We start from the raw sequence: 22,954 nt of genomic DNA on the forward strand, positions 1-22,954 counted from the left end.
TGTGGTCGAACCTGGTTGAGAGAGCAAGTACGGATGAGTTCGCTGCCGTGGGGCCAGCGCACGGCGGCGAGATTCAGAGAACGGCCGCTAAGAATGCGCGGGCCCGCTCGTTGCGCGGGTTGCTCAGCACTTCGCTGGGCGGACCCGACTCGACGATCTGTCCGCCGTCGAGAAAGACGACGGTGTCCGCCACCTCTCGGGCGAACCCGATCTCGTGGGTGACGACGATCATCGTCATGCCGTCATTGGCGAGATCCTTCATGACCGCGAGCACCTCGCCGACGAGTTCCGGATCGAGTGCACTGGTCGGCTCGTCGAAGAGGAGTAACTCGGGCTCCATCGCCAGCGCGCGGGCGATGGCCACCCGCTGCTGCTGCCCTCCGGAGAGCTGACGCGGATACGACTTCTCCCGGCCGGCCAGGCCGACGCGCTCCAGCAGCTCATGGGCTCGTCCGACTGCATCGCGCTTTGGTTTGCCCTTGACCGCGACCGGCGCCTCGATGATGTTCTCCAGCACGGTGAGGTGCGGGAAGAGATTGAACTGCTGGAACACCATTCCGACCTTTGTGCGCTGGCGGGTAACCGACTTCGCCGGCAGTTCGTGCAGGCTGCCGCCGCGAAAGCGGTAGCCGACTACTTCGCCGTCGAGCTCCACGAACCCCGCATCGGGCTTCTCCAGGTGATTGACGCAGCGCAGCAGGGTCGATTTCCCGGAGCCGGATGGCCCGAGCAGCACAGCCACCTCGCCCTGCCTCACATCGAGATTGACGCCGTCGAGAACCAGATTGGTACCGAAACTCTTACGCAGTCCCCGGATCCGCACGAGTGGACGACTCCGCTCGTCACTCAGGACCTCGCCGGCGCTAAGGACGTCGCTCAGGGCCTCGCTCATGACAGTCCCGCCAGATCGGTGCGGGTCCGCCCGAAGAGCGGCAGGTTACTGCGGGCCAGCTCCCAGAGGCCACGGTCAGCGTGCCGCTTGCTGCCGCGCGCGTAGTGACGTTCGACGTAGTACTGCCCGATTGACAGCAGCGTCGTCAGGATGATGTACCAGATGGTGGCTACCAGCAGCAGCGGCATGATCAGGTAGTTCTGGTTGTAGATCAGCTGCACGGAGTAGAGCAGGTCGGTGACCGCGATGACACTCACGATCGAGGTCGCCTTCAACATACCGATGAGCAGGTTTCCCGAGGCCGGAATGATCGCCGGCATGGCCTGGGGCAGCACGATGCGCCGGAAGATTCGGCCCCGGCCCAGACCCAGTGCCTGCGCGGCCTCGGTCTGGCCAGGTTCCACGGCCAGGATCCCACCGCGCACGATCTCGGCCGAGAATGCGGCGACGTCCAGGGTGAGGGCGACGAACGCCGCCAGCAGCCCGGTGAAGAGATGAGCCGTCTTTACCGTCACAAACTCGTGTCCGAACGGGATCCCCAAGGACAGCGTCGGGTAGAGCGACGCCAGCTCGTACCAGAAGAGCAGTTGCACCAGCGGCGGGACCGAGCGGACGAGCCACACGTATCCGAAGCTCAGAGTGCGCAGGATGGGGTTCGTCGACAGACGCATCGCGGCCAGCCCGATGCCGAGCAGGTAGCCGCAGACCATGACCGAAGCGGTGAGCCAGAGCGTCAGCAGCAGGCCGTGCAGGATCGAAGCCTGGGTGAAGTAGTCACCGACAACGTCCCATTGAAAGCGGTGATTGGTCAGCAGGGTGTGCACCAGCATGGCGAAGAGCACCAGCACGATCGCCGCGGAGATCCACTGACCGGGGCGCCGCAGCGGCACCAGCTTCGCCGCCAGGAGTTGATCATCGTCGCCACGTCGATCAAGGCTGGTCAGCGATCGGGCATACGCCGGCGATGCAACGGCGTCGTCAGGTTCGACAGCGGGATAGGCGGTGGCGATGCTGGCGATGGGGGGCGAATGAGTCATCTATGTCGTCTCCGTGGTGGGTGCGTACGGATGGGCTGAACCGGGATCTGCGGCTGTGTTCGGCGGCGGAATACCCATGCGGCTAGGCCAGTTCGCGTTCTGATCAGGCTGTTTCGGCGAGCGTTGAACCGGCAACCGGGTGCGACGGCAGGACTAGCTGTGAGGGCAGCGCGCAGCTTCCGAGCGACTAGCGGGCCGGACAGAGCGCGCTGCTGACCCGCTGCAGATCGACGTGGCGTCGGGCGACCCACCGGACTACCGGGAGCCGGAGCGAGCCACACGTGAAGCAGTGCCCACTACTCTGGGGCGACGTCATGTTCTGTTCCACCTTGAGATGTTCGGCCGTGTACGGCCTCGCGCTTACGCCGACGATTGTCGATGTCCGGTCGTCACCTGGAGCACCCCACCGCGCGGAGGGTTGCCGGTCAGCAAGCCAGGGCTTGATGCTGACGCTCATAACCAGAACCCACCGTAGCCGACGAACTTCTTGTTCGCAATCTCTATGGTCCCGATAGGGATAGTGCTTGCCGTCACGTCGTTCGGAATGGAAGATGAATACGGCCTGTTGAGGAGAGATCCAGGGAGTTTCGCCCCGACAACACAGCCACACATCGCAATACCTGTCACCCAGAACGCGATACCTGTCACCGTCGGCGACAGTGCTCCCGTCCCCTTGCTGAACCGGGAGGCACTGGCGGATATCGGCTCATCCCGAGACGGCCGCGGCTCAGGTCCAGCTCGAAAAGCTATGTCGATCACATCTGTAGGGATTGCATGAATTGCTGAGATCGAGTTAGAGTCGAGAAAGGTTATGAGCGTCAGCGACAAGCCCTGGCTTGCTGACCGGCAACCCTCCTCCACTGGCGGGGTGCTCCAGGTGACGACCAGGCGGGCTGATCACGGCCCGCAAGCGTGGACGTCGGTGCAGCTACGCCTGTCCGACCCGAAGAAGGAGAGAAGCGTGCGGCCAGCTCTGCAGATGCGTCGAAGCCGTCCCATGGCTGGTCCGCCGGCCCTCCTCCCCCGCTACCGCGCCTACTCCCGGCGCCACATCGACCTGCAGCGCGTCTGCGCCGCACTCTGTCCCGCCTGCCGCTAAGCCCGCCGCGGGTTTCCCGCGGTCCCACGCAATGCCCCCGGTCTCCTCCGAGACTGTGAACACCATCCAACCCGTAGAGAGTTGATATTTCGTCATGCCCGAACCAGTCGTACCCGTCCATCTCGCCGCCGCCCTCGACGGAGCCGGCTGGCACCCGGCCGCCTGGCGTGAGCCGAACGCCCGCCCAACCGAGCTTCTCGACGCCCGCTACTGGGCCGATCTGGCGGGCGAGGCCGAACGGGGTCTGCTTGACTTCATTACCCTGGAAGACTCCTTGGGTCTGCAGACCGGTCGCTACCTGGAGCCCGACCGGCGCACCGACCAGGTACGCGGACGTCTGGACGCGGTGCTCACCGCGGCCCGGATTGCGCCACTGAGCAAGCACATCGGCATCATTGCGACGGCACTCGTCACGCATACGGAGCCGTTTCATCTCTCCAAGGCGATCGCCACCCTGGACTACGTCAGCACCGGCCGGGCCGGGGTACAGGTGAAGGTCTCGGGTCGGGCCGACGAGGCGGCGCTCTTCGGGCGGCGGGAGATCCCGGCCATCCGCTTCGAGGACTTCCAGCAGCCAGCGGCCCAGCGCCTGATCGCGGAACTCTTCGACGAGGCCGAGGACTACGTCGAGGTGCTGCGCCGGCTCTGGGACAGCTGGGAGGACGACGCGGAGATCCGCGATGTCGCCACTGGTCGGTTCGTTGACCGCGAAAAGCTGCATTACATCGACTTCGCCGGGCGTCGCTTCAGCGTCAAGGGGCCCTCGATCACGCCGCGTCCACCGCAGGGGCAGCCGATCGTGAGTGCCCTGGCCCACCAGGAGCGCCCGTACCAACTGGTCGCCACCTCGGCCGACATCGGCTATATCACGCCGACCGACGCGGCGGATGCCGCCCGGATCGTCAAGCACATCCGTTCGCTGCAGGTCGCCGCTGGGCGTGAGCATGAGACGGTCCACGTCTTCGCCGATCTGGTGGTCTTCCTCGACGGCGACTCCGAGACCGGGTCCAATCGGCGCGAGCGCCTGGACGCCGCCGCCGGCGAGGAGTACCGAAGCGATGCCCAGATCTTCACCGGCTCCGCGGCCCAGCTGGCCGACCTCGTGGCTGAGTGGCAGCAGGCCGGCATCGCCGGGTTCCGGCTGCGGCCGGCGGTCCTTCCCGACGATCTGGAATCGATTGGGCGCCGCCTGGTTCCCGAACTACAGCGCCGCGGCCTCTTCCGCACCGAGTATCAGGGCAGCAGCCTGCGTGACCTCCTCGGTCTACCCCGCGCCGCCAATCGCTACGCCGCGTAGCCAAGCCCGACCACCAGCCTGAACCAGATAAGGACCACGAGACAATGAGCAAGCCTGTCAAGCAGATCCACCTCGCCGCCCACTTCCCCGGCGTCAACAACACCACCGTCTGGAGCGACCCGGCAGCCGGAAGCCACATAGATTTCAGCTCCTTCGCCCACCTGGCGCAGACCGCCGAGCGGGCCAAGTTCGACTTCCTGTTCCTGGCCGAGGGGCTGCGTCTACGTGAGCAGAACGGCAAGATCTACGACCTCGACGTGGTCGGGCGCCCGGACACCTTCACCGTGCTGGCCGCGCTGGCTGCGGTCACCGAGCGCCTGGGATTGGCCGGAACGATCAACTCGACGTTCAACGAGCCTTACGAGGTGGCCCGGCAGTTTGCCAGCCTGGACCACCTCTCGGCCGGACGCGCCGCCTGGAACGTCGTCACGTCCTGGGATGCCTTCACCGGCGAGAACTTCCGCCGGGGCGGGTTCCTGGCTCAGGAGGATCGATACTCCCGGGCCGAGCAATTCATGCGCACCACCTGGGAGCTCTTCGACTCCTGGCGCGGCGATGAGATTCTCGCCGACAAGGCCAGCGGGCAGTTCCTCGGCGACCCGGATGCCGGCGCCTTCAGCCACCAGGACGAGCACTTCGACATCACCGGCCAGTTCAACGTCCCGCGCAGCCCACAGGGGCGGCCGGTCATCTTCCAGGCCGGCGACTCCGACCAGGGACGCGAGTTCGCCGCCTCCTCGGCCGACGCGATCTTCAGCCGGCACGGCACGTTCGACGACGGGCAGGCGTTCTACGCCGACGTGAAGCGACGCCTCTCCCGCTATGGGCGCCGCTCTGAGCAGCTTCTCATCCTGCCGGCGGCCACCTTCGCCCTGGGAGATACCGACGCCGAGGCCCAGGACCTGGCCCACGAGGTGCGGCTGCAGCAGGTGAGCGGCCAGACCGCGATCAACTTCCTCGAGCAGCTCTGGAACCGCGACCTCTCCGACTACGACCCCGACGGCCCGCTGCCGGAGATCGACCCGGAGCTGGGCGATCCCAAGATCGCCCGCGGCACCGCGCGGGCCCGGCAGTTCACCGACCGGCTGGCCACCGCCAACGAATGGCGCGAGCTGGCCACGGCCAAGAAGCTATCCATCCGGGAGCTGATGATCGAGCTCACCGGGCGGCAGGCCTTCATCGGCTCGGCCCAAACAATCGCCAATGAAATCAACCGATTCGTCCAGGAGGATGCCAGCGACGGCTTCATCCTGGTCCCGCACATCACCCCGGGCGGCCTGGACGGCTTCGCCGACTCGGTCGTCCCGCTGCTACAGGAGCAGGGCGTCTTCCGTGCCGACTACGAGGGAACGACGCTGCGCGATCACCTCGGCCTGGAGCAGCCGGCGCGGGTCGACACCACCCAGGCTCGGGCCGCCTCGTGAAGTTCCTGGCGATCACCCTGATCGTCCATGCCCCGGACCCGCTGACCGGCATCCAGAAGCCGACCTACGATCGCTTCCAGGAGGTCATCGCCAACGCGGTCCTGGCCGAGGAGCTCGGTTTCGACGGATTCGGGGTCGGCGAGCGACACGAGCGTCCGTTCATCTCCTCCTCGCCCCCGGTCGTGCTCAGCCATATCGCAGCGCTCACCACGACCATCCGTCTCTTCACCGCCGTGACGACGCTGAGCCTGCTCGACCCGGTGCGGGCCTTCGAGGACTACGCGACGCTCGACAACCTCTCCGATGGGCGGCTGGAGCTGATCATCGGCAAGGGCAACGGCTCCGCCCAGCGTGAGCTCTTCCACGTCACACCGGAGGATCAGTGGGCACGCAATGCCGAGAGCTACGAGCTCTTCCGGCAGCTCTGGCGCAACAACAAGATCACCGCGACGCCGCAGTTCCGTCCGGCCCTCAACGAGGCGGAGGTCTGGCCGCAGCCGCTACAGACCCCGATCCGGATCTGGCACGGCAGCGCCACGAGTGGGGAGTCGGTTGATCTGGCCGCGCGCTACGGTGACCCGCTCTTCTCGGCCAATGTCACCAATCCGATCGAGCCCTACGCCGAGCTGATCCGCTACTACCGCGAACGCTGGGCCCACTACGGCAACGACCCGGCTGAGGCCGTCGTCGGGGCCGGAACGGCCGGCTACTACGCCGCGCGCAACTCTCAGGATGCGATCAACACCTATCGCCCCATCTTCGAAGGGCAACTGGCGTTCCAGAAGAGGCTCGGCCTCGAGCCGGTCTTCCACACCCTCGAGGACTACATCGAACGTAGCTCGGCGCTCATCGGCAGCCCGGCGCAGATCATCGAGAAGGTGCACCGCTACCACGAGCAGTTCGGACATTCGGTGCTGCACCTGCACGCGGACGGCGGCGGCCTCACCGACGATCAGCATCGCCAGGCCCTGGAGCTCTTCCAGTCCGACATTGCCCCAGTGCTGCGCCGGGACATCCCCGATCCGCCGTGGGGGGCAAACCTCCCCATCGGTCACTCCGCGACCACTCGTAGCGTCCCCGCAACCGTCTGAGAAGGACATCCCGATGACCAACACCCCACTCACCGTGCTCGACCTCGTCCCGATCTCCTCCGGCTCGAACGCGACCGAGGCCCTGCGCAACAGCATCAACCTCGCCCAGGAGACCGAACGTCTCGGCTACGCCCGCTACTGGTTCGCCGAGCACCACCTCAACCCGGGCGTCGCCGGAACGTCCCCGGCCGTGGTCCTGGCACTGACCGCAGCGGCCACCTCAACCATTCGGCTCGGAGCCGGAGCAGTGCAGCTGGGGCACCGCACGGCTCTCTCGACCGTGGAGGAGTTCGGGCTGCTCGACGCGCTGCACCCGGGACGCTTCGACCTGGGTCTGGGTCGCTCCGGAGCCCGCGGCGCCAAACCGGCCAAGGTTCCGGAGCTCGTCGGTGCCGGCGCGGTGGATGACGGGCGAGCCCCGAACGGCCTGCGAATTCCGAAGAAGTTCTCCTTCGAGCACCTGATCGGCTCACCGCGTTTCGCGTTGCAGCTGAAGCTGCTCACCCAGCACAACGCCGAACCCCAGGACTACACCGAGCAGATCGGTGACATCCTCTCGCTCATCGCCGGTACCTACCGCTCCGCCGACGGCGTCGAGGCGCACGTCATACCGGGCGAGCACGCCGATCTGCAGGTCTGGATCCTCGGCAGCAGTGGCGGCGAGAGCGCGCAGGTCGCCGGGAGCAACGGCCTGCGTTTTGCGGCGAATTATCACGTCAGCCCGGCGACCGTGCTGGAGGCGGCCGAGGGCTACCGGGCTGCCTTCGTACAGTCGGCCGAACTCGACCGGCCGCACGTCAGCGTGTCGGCCGACGTCGTCGTCGCCGAGGATGAGGCGACCGCGCGCGAGCTCTCCACCGGCTATGGCCTGTGGGTTCGCAGCATCCGTACGGCCGAGGGGGCGATCCAGTTCCCGACTCCGGCCGAGGCTCGCGCGCACGCCTGGACGGAGGCCGATCGAGCCCTGGTCGACGACCGAGTCGAGACGCAGTTCGTGGGGTCGGCTCGCCAAGTCGCCGATCAGCTGGAGCAGCTGCGCGACGCCACGGGCGCCGACGAGCTGATCATCACCACGATTACCCACGACCACGCCGATCGGGTTCGCTCCTACGCGCTGCTGGCCGAAGAGTGGTCCCGACGGTAGCCGGCAACCGTTAGGGGGCACCAGGTTCGGCCAGCGTTTGCCGGGGATTCACCCACCGGCCGCGTAACGATGAGAGCGTGCACATCAACGCCACATCGAACGAAAACGGGTGCTCAACATGACTGTCGACCGACGTACGATCCTGGCCGCCTCCGGGTTGGGCCTGATGGGGGCCGGATTGGCGGCGGCATTCCCAACCTCGGCCGAGGCAACGACCGCGCCGGCCGTGCTGGCCGTCCCGGCCGACCCGTTCGGTGGCGCCCCAGCGATCGACGGCTACGGTCCGCTGTCGCCGGCCGGTCCGGACCTGGCGCTGCCCAGGGGGTTCAGCTACCGCAGCTTCGGCGCGGCCGGAACTCGGATGAGCGACGGTCTGCCGACGCCCGGGTGCCACGACGGACAGGGTCTCTTCTCCGCGGGCGGCAGCCGCTACCGGTTGATCCGCAACCACGAGCTGGACCTCGACATCCCCAAGATCACGCAGCGTTCCCTCACAACCGCCTACGCCTACGATCGGGCGGCGCCGGCTGGCTGCACCTCCTCCCTCTACGACGTCGGCAGCGGCCGGCTGCTGGAGAGCTTCCTGGTCCTCAACGGAACGCTGGACAACTGCAGCGGGGCGGCAACGCCGTGGGGATCCTGGCTCACCTGCGAGGAGACCACCGATGGCGTCGCTGCCGGTTACGAGAAGCCGCACGGCTACGTCTTCGAGATTCCGTCCCAGGCCCGGGGCCTCATCGAGTCGGTTCCGCTGAAGGCGATGGGGCGGTTCGAGCACGAAACGGCGCCAGTCGACCCTAAGACCGGAGTCGTCTACATGACCGAGGACAACGGTGATCCGGGTGACGGCTTCTACCGCTTCCTGCCGAATCGACCCGGACGCCTCGCGGCCGGCGGCCGGCTGCAGATGCTCGCGGTGAGCGGCGACCGGGAGTACGACACGGCGACCGGGCAGCGCGTCGGCGAGATCCTCGACGCCCACTGGGTCGACATCGACGAGCCCGACCCGAGCGACGCCGAGGAGAACCCCGGATCGGTCTACTCACAGGGACGGGCCAAGGGCGGTGCCCGGTTCTACGGGCTGGAGGGTTCGTCCTGGTCACACGGTGGAGTGACGTTCGTGGCCAGCGAGGCCGGTGACAGCGAGAACGGTCAGGTCTGGCGTTACGAGCCGACCGGCCACGACACCGGACGCCTGCGACTGCTCTTCGAGTCGCCGAACCCGAAGACGCTCAACCAACCGGACTCGATCACGGTCAGCGCGGGCGGGCAGGTCATCATGGCCGAGGATGGCGACGGGGAGGACATAGACGGCGGCGACAACTGGATCCGCATCCTCACTCCAGCCGGTGGTATAGCCAACCTGGCCCGCATCATCGCACCACTGGACCTGCACTACTGGGATCCGGAAGACTTTCCGACCCCGGGCCCGATCGGGGCCAGCGAGGCGGCCGGGCCGGTCTTCACCCCAGACGGTAAACACCTGTTCGTCAACGTGCAGTACCCCGGTCTGACCTGCGTCATCACCGGACCGTGGGGGCGGCTGTAATACACCGCCCCCGGCTCGATCAGGCGAACTGGGGGTAGAGCGCGGTGACCCCGCCGGAGAGGCCGGCTCGCAGCTGAGTGCTGGTCGCGTCGGCCAGGATCTCGACCTCGCCGGACTCGACGCCGTCCAGGGCGATCTTGGCGATCACGCCCGGATCGGACTTCTCGACGTTGAGGCCGGCCGTCATGTCGGTGTCCATGTAGCCGACATGCAGTGCCGAGACTCGCGTTCCCTGCCCGGCCAGCCACACCCGAAGTGCGTTGGTGAGTGACCACTCGGCCGACTTCGCAGCGGCGTACGGCGCGAAGTCGGGCGCGGTGAACCAAGAGAGGGCGGATAGGACGTTGAGGACGGCGCTGCCCCGGGGCGCGAGCGCGAGCTGAGGCGCGAAGGCCCTGGTGACGGCGAGCGTGCCGAAGTAGTGAACCTCCATCTCGGTGCGGATGTCGGCCTCCGATCCGGTGGCCAGCGACGCCCCGGTCGAGGAGCCGGCATTGTTGATCAGCAGCGAAACATTGCCGGTTGCCGCCACCGCCGCGGCGATCGAGGCGGGATCGGTGACGTCCAGCGCGATCGGGATCGCCCCGGGGAGGTCGACCGAGTCTGGGTTACGAGCCGCGGCGTAGACGGTCGCTCCGCGGGCTAGCAGTTGCTCGGCAAAGTGCCGGCCCAAGCCACGGTTGGCTCCGGTTACCAGGGCGACGCTTCCAGACAGTTCCATGATTTGCTCCGAACGTGAAGGCTGAGTTGATATTTGCAACCTAGCTGGCTGGATACAGAAACGCAAGTTAGGTAAGGTAGAAGGATGGACGGCTCCAAGATCCCCGACACCAGCTGCTCGATTCACCGCACCCTCGGTGTGCTCGGTGAGCGCTGGACGTTCCTGATCCTGCGCGAAGCATTGGGCGGTGCGACTCGCTTCGCCGAGTTCCGCGACGCGCTGGACGTCGCGCCCAACCTGCTCACCGACCGCCTCAACACCCTCGTCGAGTACGGCGTCATGACCCGCGAGCCGTATCAGGAACCGGGCCGCCGGCAACGTTTCTCCTATCACCTGACACCGGCCGGGCGGGAGCTGCAGATCGTGCTCGGCGCGCTCCTGCAGTGGGGCGACAAGTGGCTACCGCGTCCGGACGGACCATCGGTGCTGCTGCGCAGCGACTCCGATGCGCCGCTGCACGTCGCCTTCCTCGATCCCGAAGGTCAGGAGATCGCACCCGAGGAGGTCAACGCGATCCGGACGGCGGCCTACGGCCTCTGATCCGAGGCGGCCGCCTTCTCGTACTGATAGTCAAAACCGCTCCGGGACAGTGATGTCACAAGCGCCAGTTTCACCCTGACTCCCCGGCCGTTGCCCGCCGGGCTGAGGCGCGTTCAGGTCTCGCAGTAGCTCGCACACGGCCCGTGTCATCGCGTCACGACCTGGTCCCAGATACTTACGCGGATCGACCAGCGCATCATCGGCCAGCACGAACCGGATCGCGGTGGTGAGGGCGATGTTCAACGCCGTGCCGACGTTGACCTTCGTGATCCCGGCCGCGACGATGTGGGGCAGATCGGCCGCCGGGACACCGGACGATCCATGAAGCACGAGTGGCACGGCAAGGCGCGCATGTAGCCGGCTGACGAGGTCGAGGTCGATCGACGCGCTGCGGTTCGTCATCGCATGTGAACTGCCGACGGCCACTGCCAGTGCGTCCACCCCAGTGGCCGAGACGTACCGCGCGGCCTCCTCGGGATCGGTGCGGACTCCAGCCGAGTGCGCACTCTGCACCTGATCCGGCTTGCCGCCGACATAGCCGAGTTCCGCCTCGATCCAGAGACCGGCCTCGTGCGCGGCCTGGGCAACCCGCCGGGTCCGCGCCACGTTCTCCGCATAGGGCAGCGCACCGGCGTCGTACATGATGGAACTGAAGACCGAGCCCAGCGCCGCATCCGCCAGCGCCTCGTCGGTGACGTGGTCGAGGTGCAGCGAGACCGGGACCGAAGCCTGCCGGGCCAGTGCCGCCGTCGCCAGCGCTATCGGTTCCAGCCTCCCACCGTGGTAACGCACCGCATTCTCACTGATCTGCATGATCACCGGCACACCGGCGGCGGAGGCGGCGTCGGCAATCGCCTCGGCATGCTCCAGCGTGATCACGTTGATCGCGGCCAGACCGACCCGTCGCGCAACGGCGTCGGCCACCAGTTCCCGAGTCGTCGCGATGCTCATCGCTGCCCCGCCAGCTCGACGATCGAGACCGATCGTTGCTGCTCCCGGTAGGCCGCGAGATCGACCTCGCCGGCGACGGGCGAGAGCACCGACGCGGCCGAGAGGGCGACAGCATCGACCACGAATCTAGGTGGTTCCGTGCCGCCTCCATCCAGGCTGGTCGCCAGATCCGTCGACCCGCCGGCCGCTCGACGATCGGCCAGCCCGATGGCCAACCCCGCGACCAGCGCGTCACCGGCGCCGGTCGGGTTGCCGCTCAGCGCATGGCCGGGACGCACGGACCAGGTCCGCGACGGTGACGCCGCGATCACCCCAACCGGACCGAGTGAGGCGACGACGACCGTACCGAAGGCGGCGGCGACGCGACCGGCGGCTCGCGGGGCATCGGAATCGTCTGTCAGCAGCCGGAGTTCCTCGGCATTCGGCTTCACCATCGTCGGGACGGCGGCCAGCGCCGGGCGAAGACCGGGTTCGCTCGTGTCCACCAGCACCGGGCGAGCGAGGTCGTGACAGCGCCCGACCAGCGTGGCGATGGCGGTCTCCGGCACACCGGCCGGCAGGGCGCCGCTGACCACCACCGCGTCGGCCCGCACGATCTCGGCCGACGCCACCCGAAGCAGTTCATCCCAGCAGTCGATCGACGCCGCCTCGGAGAATACCGTTGCATCTCCTAGTGATTCGTCGAAGACGGTGACCGTGCGGCGGGTGCCGCAGCTCGTTTCGACCAGTAGGGCCGGGATGTCGAGGTCGTCCAGATCGGCGGCGAACCGGGCCCCGTCCCCACCCCCGATCGGCGCCACCACCTGCACGCCGGCACCCAGCTGCTGCAGGATTCGTGCCACGTTGATCGCCTTACCGCCGGGCCGCTGCGTCACCGCGGTAACCCGGTTGGTGCCACCCGTCTGGAGCCGGGACACCCGATAGGTGACGTCCAGCGCCGGGCTCAAGCAGATGCAGAGGATCATGCCGTCCGATCAGCTTCGACCAGCATGACCGACCGGGTGAGCTGCCGGGGCCGGTCCGGATCGAGGCCGGAGCGGCTGGCCAGCTGCAGGGCCAGCAGTTGAGCCCGGATGAGATCGACCAGCGGGTCGAGGTCATCGTCCACCAGAAGCGCGCCGGTCACCCGGACATCGGCGCAGATTCCCTCGACCGGACGGCCGAGAATCCATACCACACGCCCGGGCTCGGCGATGGCGATCGGGCCGTGCCGGTACTCCATCTGCAGGTACGACTCGGTCCAGAGCTGGGCCGCTTCCCGTAACTTCAGTCCCGCTTCCAGCGCCAGACCGTAGGCCCAACCCTGTCCGAGAAAGGTGATCTGACTGGCCTCCGCGACGCCGGCCGGCAATGCCGATGCCCCATTGAGCACCCCGGTAGCCTCGGCGATCAACGCCTCGGCCGGCAATCCGAGGCCGCCCCGCAGCAGCATGAGAGCCGTCGTGGCAAAGAGCGTCTGCACCACCGACTCCTCATCGGCGAAGTCGAGCAGGATCGTCTCGTCGGCGGCCACGGCCACCGGCGAGTCCGGCAACGCGGTGATCACGGTTACCGGCACGGCGCTCACCTCGATGGCCCGCACCACCTCGGTCGTCGTGCCGGAGCGGGAGATGGCGACGACCCGGTCATAGCTGCGCCCGGCGGGAAATTCGCTGGCCGCAAAGGGATCCGTCTCGCCGTGTCCCAGGCTCTCGCGGAGGCTGGCGTAGGCCGCGGCCATGAACCATGAGGTCCCACAGCCGATCACGGCGACCCGTTCGCCCGGCTGCGGTAGGCCGGCCACCGTTCGGCCGAGCTCGTCGGCCCGTCGCCAGGACTCTGGTTGACGGCGAATCTCCCGTTCGATGTGGGAGATCGTCGCCTTCACTTCAGTGCTCATCGGTCGTTGCTCATCGGTCGTTCAAACCCTTCTCGCTGATCAGTTCCTGACGATTCGGCTGGCCGGCGGTTCCGCCGACCGCGGCCACAGATCGCCCCCCGGCGTAGCCCGCCCGCTCCAGGCAGCTCGACAGGTCGAGGCCGTCGAGCCAGGAGTCAAGGAAGGCCGCATTGAAGCTGTCACCGGCCCCGGTGGTGTCAATAGCTGCAACGGGCACCGCGGGCACGCCTACCGTCTCGCCATCCGGTGCCACTGCAAACGCCCCGTCGCTACCGTTCTTCACGACCACCAGCGGGCCACGACGGGCCAGGCCGGCGGCGGCCAACCGGGGGTCGGGTTCGCGGCCCAGCGCCATTACCTCGCTGCGGTTGGGCAGCAGCAGGTCCAGGTGCGGCAGCAACGCATCGATCTCCCACTGCCGGGCGGGATCGTCGTTGGTGTCGAGGGAGATGGTGAGGCCCCGGCCGCGCAGTTCGGCCAGCGCGTCGGGCAGTGACGCGACGAGCGTCGGCTGCAAGTAGAGCGAGGAGATGTGCACATGACCCAGCGCATCGGACGCCAGCGCATCGGAAGCCAACGCATCGGAAGCCAGCGCGGCGGCCGCGGCGAGCATCTCGGTCGCGGTGAGGCTGGCGATCGTGCCGGGCAGAGTCAGGATGGCCCGATCGTCTGGCCCGGAGAGGACCACGGTCAGCCCCGTCGGCTGGCCGGTCCGGCGCAGGACCGGCGAGATGTCGACGCCGGCGCCCACCAATCGCCGGCAGATCTCCTCGCCGTAGAGGTCAACGCCCACGGCACCGACCAGCGAGACGGGACGCTCGAGACGGGCCAGCCCGTGCGCAGTGATCGCGGCCGAACCACCGATGACCAGGCTTGCCTCGTCCAGAAGTTGCTCGCTCTGGCCGAAGCGCGGCACGACATCGCCGCGAAGAATGAGGTCCGGATTGATGTCGCCGACGACGAGCACGCGCGAGGCGTGGCCGGAGGCGGTATCCATGTTCACATCATGACCGATCTGCGCAGCTTCTGTCCAGAACTGCGCATTGCTTCTGCTCACTCTTGCTCGTTTTTCTCAGGCGTGGGATTCTCGACCGGTGACCACTGTCTGTTTCGTCGGGGCCGGCTCGGCCGAGTTCACCCGGCAACTGCTGCGTGACCTGCTCAGCTATGAAGATCTCACCGACGCCTCCGAGCTGACCCTCGTGATGCACGACATCGATCCCCGGCGCCTGCGCCTGGCAGAAGGGTTGGCCCGCATCGCCGTCGAGCGACACGGTCGCCCGGCCACCGTTCGGGTCGAGGCGGACCGGCGCCGCGCCCTGGCCGGAGCCGACTTCGTCATCAACGCGGTGAACATCGGCGGCCACGCCGCCACTGTCATCGACTTCGAGATTCCGGCACGGTATGGCCTGCGGCAGACGATCGCCGACACGCTCGGCACCGGCGGAGTCTTCCGCGGGCTGCGCACCTTCGGCTTCCTGGACGAGCTGGCCAACGATATGCGGAGCGTCTGCCCCGAGGCCTGGCTGCTGAACTACACCAACCCGATGGCGATGAACATCCAGTATCTGTCGCTGAACCACCCCGATATCCGGGTGCTCGGCCTCTGCCATTCGGTGTACTGGACGGTGCACGACCTCTGCGAGCTGGTCGACGTACCACTTGAACAGGTGCAGTTCCACAGCGCCGGGGTGAACCATCAGGCCTGGATCCTGCGCTGGGAACACGAGGGCAGGAGCCTCTATCCGCTGCTCGACGAGCGCATCGCGTCTGACCCACAACTGCGGCGCCGGGTGCGGGTCGACATGTATCGGCGGCTCGGCTACTACCCCACCGAGACCAGCGAGCACTCCAGCGAGTATGTCCCCTGGTACCTGCACGACCCAGCCGAGATCGAACGCTTACGCATCCCGGTCGGTGACTACCTGCAGATCAGCCAGAGCAATGTCGACGACATCGAGCGGCTGATCCCCCAGGTCGAGGCCGGACACTACAGCGAGCCCGAGGAGGAGGCCGCGGAGTACGCGCCGCAGGTCATCCACAGCCTGGTCACCGGCGCGCGTCGAATCATTCAGGTGAACGTCGCCAATGCCGGGCTGATCCCGAATCTCCCGGCCGGATCGGCCGTCGAAGTGCCTTGCCTCCTCGACGGCACGGGGGTACACCCGCAGACGGTCGAGGCCTTGCCGCCGCAGTGCGCGGCGCTGAACCAGCACTTCACCTCCGTCGTCGACCTCACCGTGCGGGCCGCCAGCGAGGCGCGTCCGGAGTTCGTCCGGCAGGCCCTGATGTGCGATCCGAACACCGCGGCGACAATGTCGGTCGACAGCATCTGGCGGATGGCCGACGAGATGGTTACCGCCCACTCGGCGCTGCTGCCCGAGTCACTGCGTGCCCGGCTACTCGACTAGCGAGCCGACGGTCCTCAGCTCACCTCGACGACGTGCACCTGGGGGCCGGACCGCCTTAGTTCCTCGAGGTCTTTGGCCGACGCGCCGGAGTCGGTGACGATGTCCGACGCGGTGGCGATATCGGCGATCCGGGCGAAGCTGCGCTTTCCGATCTTGCTCGAGTCGGCTACCACGATCACCCGCTCGGCGGCGTTGACCAATGCGCGGTTGGTGTGCGCCTCGACCTCGTGATGGGTGGTGAAGCCGGCGCCGGCGCTCACGCCGTCCACCCCGATGATGGCGATGTCGAGGTTGATGTTGGCCAGCGTCATCTCAGCCAGCGGCCCGACCAGCTCATAGGACTCCGTCCGGGCGCTCCCGCCACAGACCACCAGCTCGATGTTGGCCCGCACCGCGAGTTCGGAGGCGATATTGAGGGCGTTGGTGACTACTCGCAGACCGGTCCTTGAGGCCAGGGCGCGGCCGACCTCGGTCGTCGTCGAGCCGCCGTTGAGTCCGACCGAGGTGACGTCGGCCGGGATCAGCGCGACCGCGGCTTCGGCGATGGCACGCTTCTCGGCGTAGTGCTGACCGCCGCGATAGCGCATCGGCAGCTCGTAGAGCACCCCGGAGGCGACCGCCCCGCCATGCGTGCGAGTGAGCAATTTCTGCTGTTCCAGCAGGTGCAGATCACGGCGCACCGAGGCGGCCGAGACGTTCAGCTGGGTCGACAAGCCGACGACACCGACGGATCCGTGCTCGTTCAGCTCATGCAGGATCAACCCGAGTCTGTCTTCTTGGCGCATAACGTGCACATTACGCGCACATGAAGGACGCAGAAGGGTTGACCGCCGCGGAAACTGCGTGCAAAACTGATCATCAGAAACGATTGATTGTGCTCGAATGTCCCTCGATGCCATCCAGGAGTTCATCATGACCCGAGCCCGCCGGAGCAATCTCCGAAGTGTTGTGGCGGGCGCGACCGTCACGCTCGTAGCCGTCGGCGCTCTGGTCGCCTGCAGTAGCAGCGGAGGCGGCGGGGCCTCGTCGGGCGGAACCACCATCACCCTGACCCATGGCTACACCGACGCCGAGGCCACCGAGCTGACCGCATTGGCCAAACAGTGGAACACCGCGAACCCGGACGCCAAGGTCGTTCTGGCCTTCAACGGCGGCAACGACAGTGCCCTGCAGAAGACGGTGGCCGGATTCGCTGCCGGCAACTACCCGGACATCGCCTACGAATACGGCTCGTCGAGCGCGCAGCTGGCCACCCAGCCGAAACTGGTCGACCTGACCGAGAAGGTGAAGGCGAGCGGCTTCAACTGGGACGACTTCTACCCCTCCGAACAGCAGGCGGCCAGCGTCAACGGCAAGGTAGTCGGCATTCCGGCCTTGGTCGACAATCTGAGCCTGGTCTACAACAAGAAACTCTTCACAGCGGCCGGATTGGCACCGCCGACCAACGACTGGACCTGGCAGGACTTCCGCACCGCCGCGGCGAAACTCACCAACGCCGGGCAGCACCAATACGGCTGGAGCTACGTAAACGACGGCAGTGAGGACACGGTCTGGCGCTACCTGGCCATGCTCTGGCAGGCCGGCGGTGACCTGCTCACCTCCGACAACAGCAAGCCCGCCTTCGACTCCCCCGCGGGCCTGGCCGCCCTGCAGCAACTGCACGACATGGCGGTCACCGACAAGTCCGTCTACCTAGACACCGGGAACCAGAACTACCTGAACCTCTTCAACGGCGGCAAGATCGCGATGCTCTGGACCGGGCCTTGGGACCTCTCCAGCATCAACAGCGACGTGCAGTACGGCGTCGCCTACCTCCCGTCCGACAACGGCGATCACGAGACGATCTCCGGCCCCGACCTCTATATGCTCTTCGACCGCTCGGCGGCCCGCACCGACACCGCGGTCAAGTTCATCACCTGGCTGACCTCGCCGACCATCCATCTACAGTTCGCCACCGCGACCGGCGACCTGCCGGTGCGCAAGTCGGAGACGACGCTGCCCGGCTACAAGACGTTCCTGACCAAGTACCCGGCCGAGCAGGTCTTCGTCGACAACCTGGACAACGTCAAGCACGTCCGTCCGAACATCCCGCAGTACGCGCAGGTCTCCACCGCGGTGGGACAGATGGTGCAGTCGGTCCTCCTCGGTCAGGCCACCCCGGAGGCCGCGATCAAGTCGGGGGCCAGCGCGGTGACGGCGGCCCTGGCCGGATCGTGACCCAGCAGGTTGTGGCTGCCAAGGCACGGACCCGGCGCCCGGCCACGATCCTGCCGCGGAATCAGCAAGAATCGGGCAAGCGGGTGCGCCGGAGCCGTCTGCGGGGCGGCCGACGGACAGGGCGCCGGGGCGACGCGCTGATCGGCTGGACGATGATCGCCCCGAGCGTGCTGCTCATCGGGATCTTCGGGCTGATCCCGGTGATCTGGTCGTTCGCCCTCTCATTTCAGAAGAACGACCTACAGACGCCCGGTCAGTGGATCGGCTTCAAGAATTACCGAAAACTGGTGCATGATCCAGTCTTCGTTGACTCGATCCGGCACACGATCGTCTACACGCTGCTCTTCGTGCCGATCACCCTGGTGCTGTCGCTGCTGGTCGCCGCGGCGCTGAACCGCCGGATCCGTGGCATGACGGTCTACCGGCTCGCCGTCTTCATCCCGGTGGTCACCTCCACCATCGCCACCGGCGTAATCTTCACCTGGCTGATGGATCCGAACTTCGGCCTTATAAACGTGGTGCTTCACAAGCTTCATCTGCCGACGTTCGGCTTCTTCGCCGACCCCAACCAGGCGCTCTACTCGATCGTGATCATGACCGTCTGGGGCTGGGTCGGTTTCGGGGCGCTTATCTTCCTGGCCGGTCTGCAGAGCATTCCGCAGGACCTGGTGGAGGCGGCGCAGATCGACGGTTGCTCGAAGCGCGGCGCCTTCTGGCGGATTCAGGTTCCACTGATGCGCCCGGTCAGCGGGTTCCTGCTGGTCTGGCTGACGATCAATGCGCTGCAACTCTTCGACGAGGTCTACGCCACCACCAAGGGCGGACCGCTGCAGTCGACGATGGTCGTCGTGTATTACCTGTACACCCAGGCCTTCCAGTATTTCCATGCCGGCTATGCGGCGGCGATCGCCGTGCTGCTCTTCCTGGCGATCATCGTCATCTCCGTCATTCAGTTGCGAATCACTCGTGATCCGCTGACTGCGGGCGAGCAATGACGGCTACTGCAGAAGGGGTGCAGGTCCGCCGCCGATGGTTGCGCCGCCCGTCCGGGTGGCATCTCGTACTTATCCCGCTGGCCGTGCTGATGGCCATGCCACTGATCTGGATGCTGATCACCAGCCTCTCGTCGCTGGCCGACACCCATCGCTACCCGCCGAGCTTGCCGTCGACGCTGCATTGGGAGAACTACCGCACGGCCTGGACCGATTCGCCCTTCGCCCGCTGGATGTGGAACAGCACGATCGTGTCGATGACCTGCGTCGTGAGCAACCTGGTGCTCTGCAGCCTGGCCGGATACGCCTTTGCCCGGCTGCGGTTTCCCGGTCAGCGGATCGTCTTCCTCGCCATCCTCACCACGCTCATGGTGCCGTTTCAAGTGGTGATGATCCCGACACTGATCATCATCAAGCACCTCGGGCTGGTCGACACGCTACCGGCCCTGATCGTCCCCAACCTCGTTACCCCGTTCGGCATCTACCTGCTCAGGCAGTTCTTCCTGTCGCTACCAGTCGAGCTTGAGGAGGCCGCCCTCATCGACGGCGCCGGGCGGGTGCGGATCCTCTTCAGCATCCTGCTGCCGCTGATGGGGCCGCCATTGAGCACAGTCGCGGTGCTCACTTTCCTGTCGGTCTGGAACGATTTCCTGTGGCCCCTGGTCGCCACCCTGTCGCCGGACAAGATGACCGTTCAACTCGGGCTGGCCACGTTCCAGAGCGCGCACTTCACCAACTGGCCGGTACTCATGGCCGGAACGGTGATGAGCCAACTACCGGTGCTCATTCTCTTCGTCGTCGGACAGCGATTCTTCGTCAGCTCGATCGCCACCACCGGCATCAAGTAGCACACCCGACGACGCGCCGACACGCAGGCTGGTCTTGACTGATTCAAGATTAGGCGACGATACTCGGGGTTGTGCCCACCAGGTCAGAAGTCGAGCACCTGCTGCGCGGGGCCGAGCTTAGAGTGACCCGACCCCGGGTCGCCGTACTGACCGCGGTGTATGAAAATCCGCATGCCGATACTGATCAACTTCTGAGTTTCGCCCGTAAAGATCTGGGTGATGTCTCCCATCAGGCCGTCTATGACGTGTTGCGGGCGCTCACCACAGCCGGCCTGGTGCGACGCATCGAACCGGCCGGCTCGGCGGCCCGCTACGAGTCTCGGGTGGCCGACAACCATCACCATCTGGTCTGCCGCTCCTGTGGGGTGGTCGCCGACGTGGACTGCGCGGTCGGCGAGACACCCTGCCTCACCGCCGCGGACAGCCAAGGCTTCGAGATCGACGAGGCCGAGGTCATCTACTGGGGTCTCTGCCCCGGCTGCACCGCCTCTGCCGGTGCGCCCGCTCTCGCGGTCACCGCTGTCAGTTCCACCGCATCTGTCTCCTGAGTACCTAGTTTCTGAGCACGATTACATCTGGAAGGGTTTCCATGTCTGAGCATCCTGATGCTGTAGTACGCGAAATGAATGAGCCGGAGGCGAGCGACGAGGCGAAATGCCCAGTCGCCTCCGGCCGTCGGCCATACCCGGTCGAGGGCGGGAGTAACCGCGACTGGTGGCCCAAGCAGCTCAACCTCAAGATCCTGCGTAAGCATTCGGCGGTGGCCAATCCCCTCGACGACGACTTCGACTACGGGGCCGCCTTCCAGACCGTCGACCTGGCGGCCCTGCGGGCCGACATCGACGAGGTCATGACGACGTCGCAGAACTGGTGGCCGGCCGACTTCGGGCACTACGGCCCGCTCTTCATCCGGATGGCCTGGCACAGTGCGGGCACCTACCGCATCCACGACGGCCGCGGCGGCGCCGGGGCCGGTATGCAGCGCTTCGCGCCGCTCAACAGCTGGCCTGACAACGGCAACCTGGACAAGGCCCGCCGGCTGCTCTGGCCGGTAAAGAAGAAGTACGGCCAGTCGCTGTCGTGGGCCGACCTGATGGTCTTCGCCGGCAACTGCGCCCTCGAGTCAATGGGCTTCAAAACGTTCGGGTTCGCCGGCGGGCGTCCAGACGTCTGGGAGCCGGACGAGGACGTCTACTGGGGCCCGGAGGAGACTTGGCTCGGCGACGACCGCTACACCGGTGACCGCGAGCTGGAGAATCCGCTGGCCGCAGTCCAGATGGGTCTGATCTACGTCAATCCGGAGGGCCCGAACGCCAACCCGGACCCGCTGGCCTCGGCCCGCGACATCCGCGAGACGTTCCACCGGATGGCGATGAACGACGAGGAGACGGTCGCGCTGATCGCCGGCGGTCACACCTTCGGCAAGACACACGGCGCCGGCGACCCGGACCTGTACGTCGGCCCGGAGCCAGAGGGTGCCCCGCTGGAGGAGCAGGGTCTCGGCTGGAAGCAGAGCCTCGGCAGCGGCAAGGGACGCAACGTCATCACCAGCGGCCTGGAGGTCACCTGGACCCCGACACCGACGAAGTGGGACAACACCTTCTTCGAGGTGCTCTTCGGTTACGAATGGGAGCTGGCCAAGAGCCCGGCCGGAGCGAACCAGTGGCAGCCCAAGGACGGCGCCGGGGCCAACACGGTCCCCGACCCCGAAGACGGCAGCCTAGTGCGGCCGCCGACGATGCTCACCACCGACCTGGCGCTGCGGATCGACCCGGTCTACGAGCAGATCTCCCGCCGTTTCCTGGAGAATCCCGATCAGTTCGCGGACGCCTTCGCCCGCGCCTGGTACAAGTTGACCCACCGCGACATGGGCCCGATCGTTCGCTACCTCGGGGCCCTGGTGCCGCAGGAGGAGCTGCTCTGGCAGGACCCGATTCCGGCGGTGACGCACGAACTGGTGGACGCCGCCGATGTCGCTTCGCTCAAGCAGCAGATCCTCGCCTCGGGCCTCACCGTCTCGCAGCTCGTCTCGACCGCGTGGGCCTCAGCGTCCACGTTCCGCGGCAGCGACAAGCGCGGTGGCGCGAATGGTGCCCGGATCCGCCTCGAACCGCAGAGCGGCTGGGAGGTCAACAACCCGGACGAGCTGGCGACGGTGCTGCGCACCCTGGAGGGGATCCAGTCGTCGTTCAACGCCGGGTCGTCCAAGCAGATCTCGCTGGCCGACCTGATCGTGCTGGGCGGGGCGGCGGCGATCGAGCACGCCGCGTCACAGGGCGGGACGCCGGTCGAGGTTCCGTTCACGCCGGGTCGGGGCGACGCGTCGCAGGAGCAGACGGACGTTGAGTCCTTCGCCGCCCTCGAGCCGGGGGCGGACGGCTTCCGTAACTACCTCGGCAAGGGTCAGCGACTGCCCGCCGAGTATCTGCTCATCGACAAGGCGAACCTGCTGAACCTGAGCGCACCCGAGCTGACCGTCCTGGTCGGTGGCCTGCGGGTGCTGGGGGCAAACACCGGCGGCTCGTCAACCGGTGTGCTGACTTCCGCGCCGGGAACCCTGACCAATGATTTCTTCGTGAATCTCCTGGATCTGGGTACCACCTGGAGTGCGACGGCTTCGGACTCCACGGCCTTCGAAGGCCGGGACTCCTCGGGTGCGGTCAAGTGGACCGGCAGCCGGGTCGACCTGGTCTTCGGCTCGAACTCCGAACTTCGGGCGCTGGCAGAGGTCTATGCCAGTGACGACGCCAAGGCGAAGTTCGTCAGCGACTTCGTCGCGGCCTGGGACAAGGTGATGAACGCCGATCGCTTTGATCTCGGCTGAGTAGCCTGACGCCTTGAGAGTCCGGGTCGGCCGTCCAT

Annotated in this window: 21 protein-coding genes and 2 riboswitches; of the genes, 12 read left to right on the forward strand and 9 right to left on the reverse strand. The window is 66.7% G+C overall.

Annotation, left to right across the window (positions count from 1 at the left end; all coding sequences use genetic code 11):
* Window positions 1-73: 73 nt before the first annotated feature.
* The 3 genes from CPH63_RS20105 to CPH63_RS23830 all read right to left on the reverse strand — a co-directional run bounded on the left by CPH63_RS20105 (window position 74) and on the right by CPH63_RS23830 (window position 2,245).
* Window positions 74-892 carry an amino acid ABC transporter ATP-binding protein gene (locus CPH63_RS20105; RefSeq protein WP_096304533.1) on the reverse strand — a complete coding sequence of 273 codons (819 nt, stop codon included), beginning with the start codon at window positions 890-892 and terminating at the stop codon, window positions 74-76.
* Window positions 889-1,929: an amino acid ABC transporter permease gene (locus tag CPH63_RS20110; protein ID WP_096304534.1), complete on the reverse strand. Its 1,041-nt coding sequence runs from the start codon at window positions 1,927-1,929 to the stop codon at window positions 889-891. The genes CPH63_RS20105 and CPH63_RS20110 overlap by 4 nt, the downstream gene beginning before the upstream one ends.
* Window positions 1,930-2,116: 187 nt before the next feature.
* The gene (locus CPH63_RS23830; RefSeq protein ID WP_371363600.1) at window positions 2,117-2,245 is read right to left on the reverse strand and encodes a putative leader peptide; all 129 of its coding nucleotides are present in this window, start codon (window positions 2,243-2,245) and stop codon (window positions 2,117-2,119) included.
* A gap of 35 nt (window positions 2,246-2,280) precedes the next feature.
* Window positions 2,281-2,390, reverse strand: a riboswitch (SAM riboswitch).
* Window positions 2,391-2,736: 346 nt separating this feature from the next.
* A riboswitch (SAM riboswitch) is annotated at window positions 2,737-2,848 on the forward strand.
* A 274-nt stretch (window positions 2,849-3,122) separates the two neighbouring features.
* Between CPH63_RS23830 and CPH63_RS20120 the strand changes: the two genes are divergently transcribed.
* The 5 genes from CPH63_RS20120 (at window position 3,123) to CPH63_RS20140 (ending at window position 9,533) form a co-directional block, all read left to right on the forward strand.
* Window positions 3,123-4,325 (forward strand): LLM class flavin-dependent oxidoreductase, encoded by a 1,203-nt coding sequence (locus tag CPH63_RS20120; protein WP_096304536.1) that lies wholly within the window; start codon window positions 3,123-3,125, stop codon window positions 4,323-4,325.
* A gap of 44 nt (window positions 4,326-4,369) precedes the next feature.
* Window positions 4,370-5,749 (forward strand): NtaA/DmoA family FMN-dependent monooxygenase, encoded by a 1,380-nt coding sequence (locus CPH63_RS20125; RefSeq protein ID WP_096304537.1) that lies wholly within the window; start codon window positions 4,370-4,372, stop codon window positions 5,747-5,749.
* Window positions 5,746-6,840 (forward strand): LLM class flavin-dependent oxidoreductase, encoded by a 1,095-nt coding sequence (locus CPH63_RS20130; protein WP_096304538.1) that lies wholly within the window; start codon window positions 5,746-5,748, stop codon window positions 6,838-6,840. The genes CPH63_RS20125 and CPH63_RS20130 overlap by 4 nt, the downstream gene beginning before the upstream one ends.
* A gap of 13 nt (window positions 6,841-6,853) precedes the next feature.
* The gene (locus CPH63_RS20135; protein ID WP_096304539.1) at window positions 6,854-7,984 is read left to right on the forward strand and encodes an LLM class flavin-dependent oxidoreductase; all 1,131 of its coding nucleotides are present in this window, start codon (window positions 6,854-6,856) and stop codon (window positions 7,982-7,984) included.
* Between the two features lie 118 nt (window positions 7,985-8,102).
* Window positions 8,103-9,533 carry an alkaline phosphatase PhoX gene (locus CPH63_RS20140; RefSeq protein WP_096305310.1) on the forward strand — a complete coding sequence of 477 codons (1,431 nt, stop codon included), beginning with the start codon at window positions 8,103-8,105 and terminating at the stop codon, window positions 9,531-9,533.
* A gap of 19 nt (window positions 9,534-9,552) precedes the next feature.
* On the opposite strand, the gene CPH63_RS20145 is transcribed toward CPH63_RS20140, so the two are convergent.
* A complete protein-coding gene (locus CPH63_RS20145) occupies window positions 9,553-10,254 on the reverse strand; it encodes an SDR family oxidoreductase (protein ID WP_096304540.1) in 702 nt (233 codons plus the stop codon).
* Window positions 10,255-10,338: 84 nt separating this feature from the next.
* On the opposite strand from CPH63_RS20145, the gene CPH63_RS20150 reads away from it, so the two are divergent.
* Complete coding sequence (locus tag CPH63_RS20150) at window positions 10,339-10,794, forward strand: helix-turn-helix domain-containing protein (protein ID WP_096304541.1); 456 nt, start codon at window positions 10,339-10,341, stop codon at window positions 10,792-10,794.
* Window positions 10,795-10,824: 30 nt separating this feature from the next.
* Here CPH63_RS20150 and CPH63_RS20155 read toward each other — a convergent pair whose 3' ends face one another.
* From CPH63_RS20155 to CPH63_RS20170, 4 genes are read right to left on the reverse strand one after another with little or no spacing between them, the layout of a single operon-like run.
* Window positions 10,825-11,745 (reverse strand): class II fructose-bisphosphate aldolase, encoded by a 921-nt coding sequence (locus tag CPH63_RS20155; RefSeq protein WP_096304542.1) that lies wholly within the window; start codon window positions 11,743-11,745, stop codon window positions 10,825-10,827.
* The gene (locus CPH63_RS20160; RefSeq protein WP_096304543.1) at window positions 11,742-12,710 is read right to left on the reverse strand and encodes a 1-phosphofructokinase family hexose kinase; all 969 of its coding nucleotides are present in this window, start codon (window positions 12,708-12,710) and stop codon (window positions 11,742-11,744) included. The genes CPH63_RS20155 and CPH63_RS20160 overlap by 4 nt, the downstream gene beginning before the upstream one ends.
* Window positions 12,707-13,624: an SIS domain-containing protein gene (locus CPH63_RS20165; protein ID WP_172892247.1), complete on the reverse strand. Its 918-nt coding sequence runs from the start codon at window positions 13,622-13,624 to the stop codon at window positions 12,707-12,709. Before CPH63_RS20165 ends, CPH63_RS20160 begins: the two co-directional genes overlap by 4 nt.
* Before the next feature lie 10 nt (window positions 13,625-13,634).
* Window positions 13,635-14,681, reverse strand: a complete 1,047-nt coding sequence (locus tag CPH63_RS20170) for a carbohydrate kinase family protein (protein WP_206745597.1) — start codon at window positions 14,679-14,681, stop codon at window positions 13,635-13,637.
* A gap of 37 nt (window positions 14,682-14,718) precedes the next feature.
* Between CPH63_RS20170 and melA the strand changes: the two genes are divergently transcribed.
* The gene (gene melA / locus CPH63_RS20175) at window positions 14,719-16,035 is read left to right on the forward strand and encodes an alpha-galactosidase (RefSeq protein WP_096304545.1); all 1,317 of its coding nucleotides are present in this window, start codon (window positions 14,719-14,721) and stop codon (window positions 16,033-16,035) included.
* A gap of 14 nt (window positions 16,036-16,049) precedes the next feature.
* On the opposite strand, the gene CPH63_RS20180 is transcribed toward melA, so the two are convergent.
* Complete coding sequence (locus tag CPH63_RS20180; protein WP_096304546.1) at window positions 16,050-16,820, reverse strand: DeoR/GlpR family DNA-binding transcription regulator; 771 nt, start codon at window positions 16,818-16,820, stop codon at window positions 16,050-16,052.
* Between the two features lie 97 nt (window positions 16,821-16,917).
* On the opposite strand from CPH63_RS20180, the gene CPH63_RS20185 reads away from it, so the two are divergent.
* The 5 genes from CPH63_RS20185 to katG all read left to right on the forward strand — a co-directional run bounded on the left by CPH63_RS20185 (window position 16,918) and on the right by katG (window position 22,916).
* Window positions 16,918-18,252, forward strand: a complete 1,335-nt coding sequence (locus CPH63_RS20185) for an ABC transporter substrate-binding protein (protein WP_096304547.1) — start codon at window positions 16,918-16,920, stop codon at window positions 18,250-18,252.
* An 11-nt stretch (window positions 18,253-18,263) separates the two neighbouring features.
* On the forward strand, window positions 18,264-19,247 hold the full coding sequence (locus CPH63_RS20190; RefSeq protein ID WP_206745598.1) for a carbohydrate ABC transporter permease: 984 nt from the start codon (window positions 18,264-18,266) through the stop codon (window positions 19,245-19,247).
* Window positions 19,244-20,092 (forward strand): carbohydrate ABC transporter permease, encoded by an 849-nt coding sequence (locus CPH63_RS20195; protein ID WP_096304548.1) that lies wholly within the window; start codon window positions 19,244-19,246, stop codon window positions 20,090-20,092. Before CPH63_RS20190 ends, CPH63_RS20195 begins: the two co-directional genes overlap by 4 nt.
* A 71-nt stretch (window positions 20,093-20,163) precedes the next feature.
* Window positions 20,164-20,640: a Fur family transcriptional regulator gene (locus tag CPH63_RS20200; protein ID WP_096304549.1), complete on the forward strand. Its 477-nt coding sequence runs from the start codon at window positions 20,164-20,166 to the stop codon at window positions 20,638-20,640.
* A gap of 41 nt (window positions 20,641-20,681) precedes the next feature.
* Window positions 20,682-22,916, forward strand: a complete 2,235-nt coding sequence (gene katG, locus CPH63_RS20205; protein ID WP_096304550.1) for a catalase/peroxidase HPI — start codon at window positions 20,682-20,684, stop codon at window positions 22,914-22,916.
* Window positions 22,917-22,954 lie beyond the last annotated feature (38 nt).

The organism is Jatrophihabitans sp. GAS493 (assembly GCF_900230215.1).
Taxonomy (GTDB): Bacteria; Actinomycetota; Actinomycetes; order Mycobacteriales; family Jatrophihabitantaceae; genus MT45.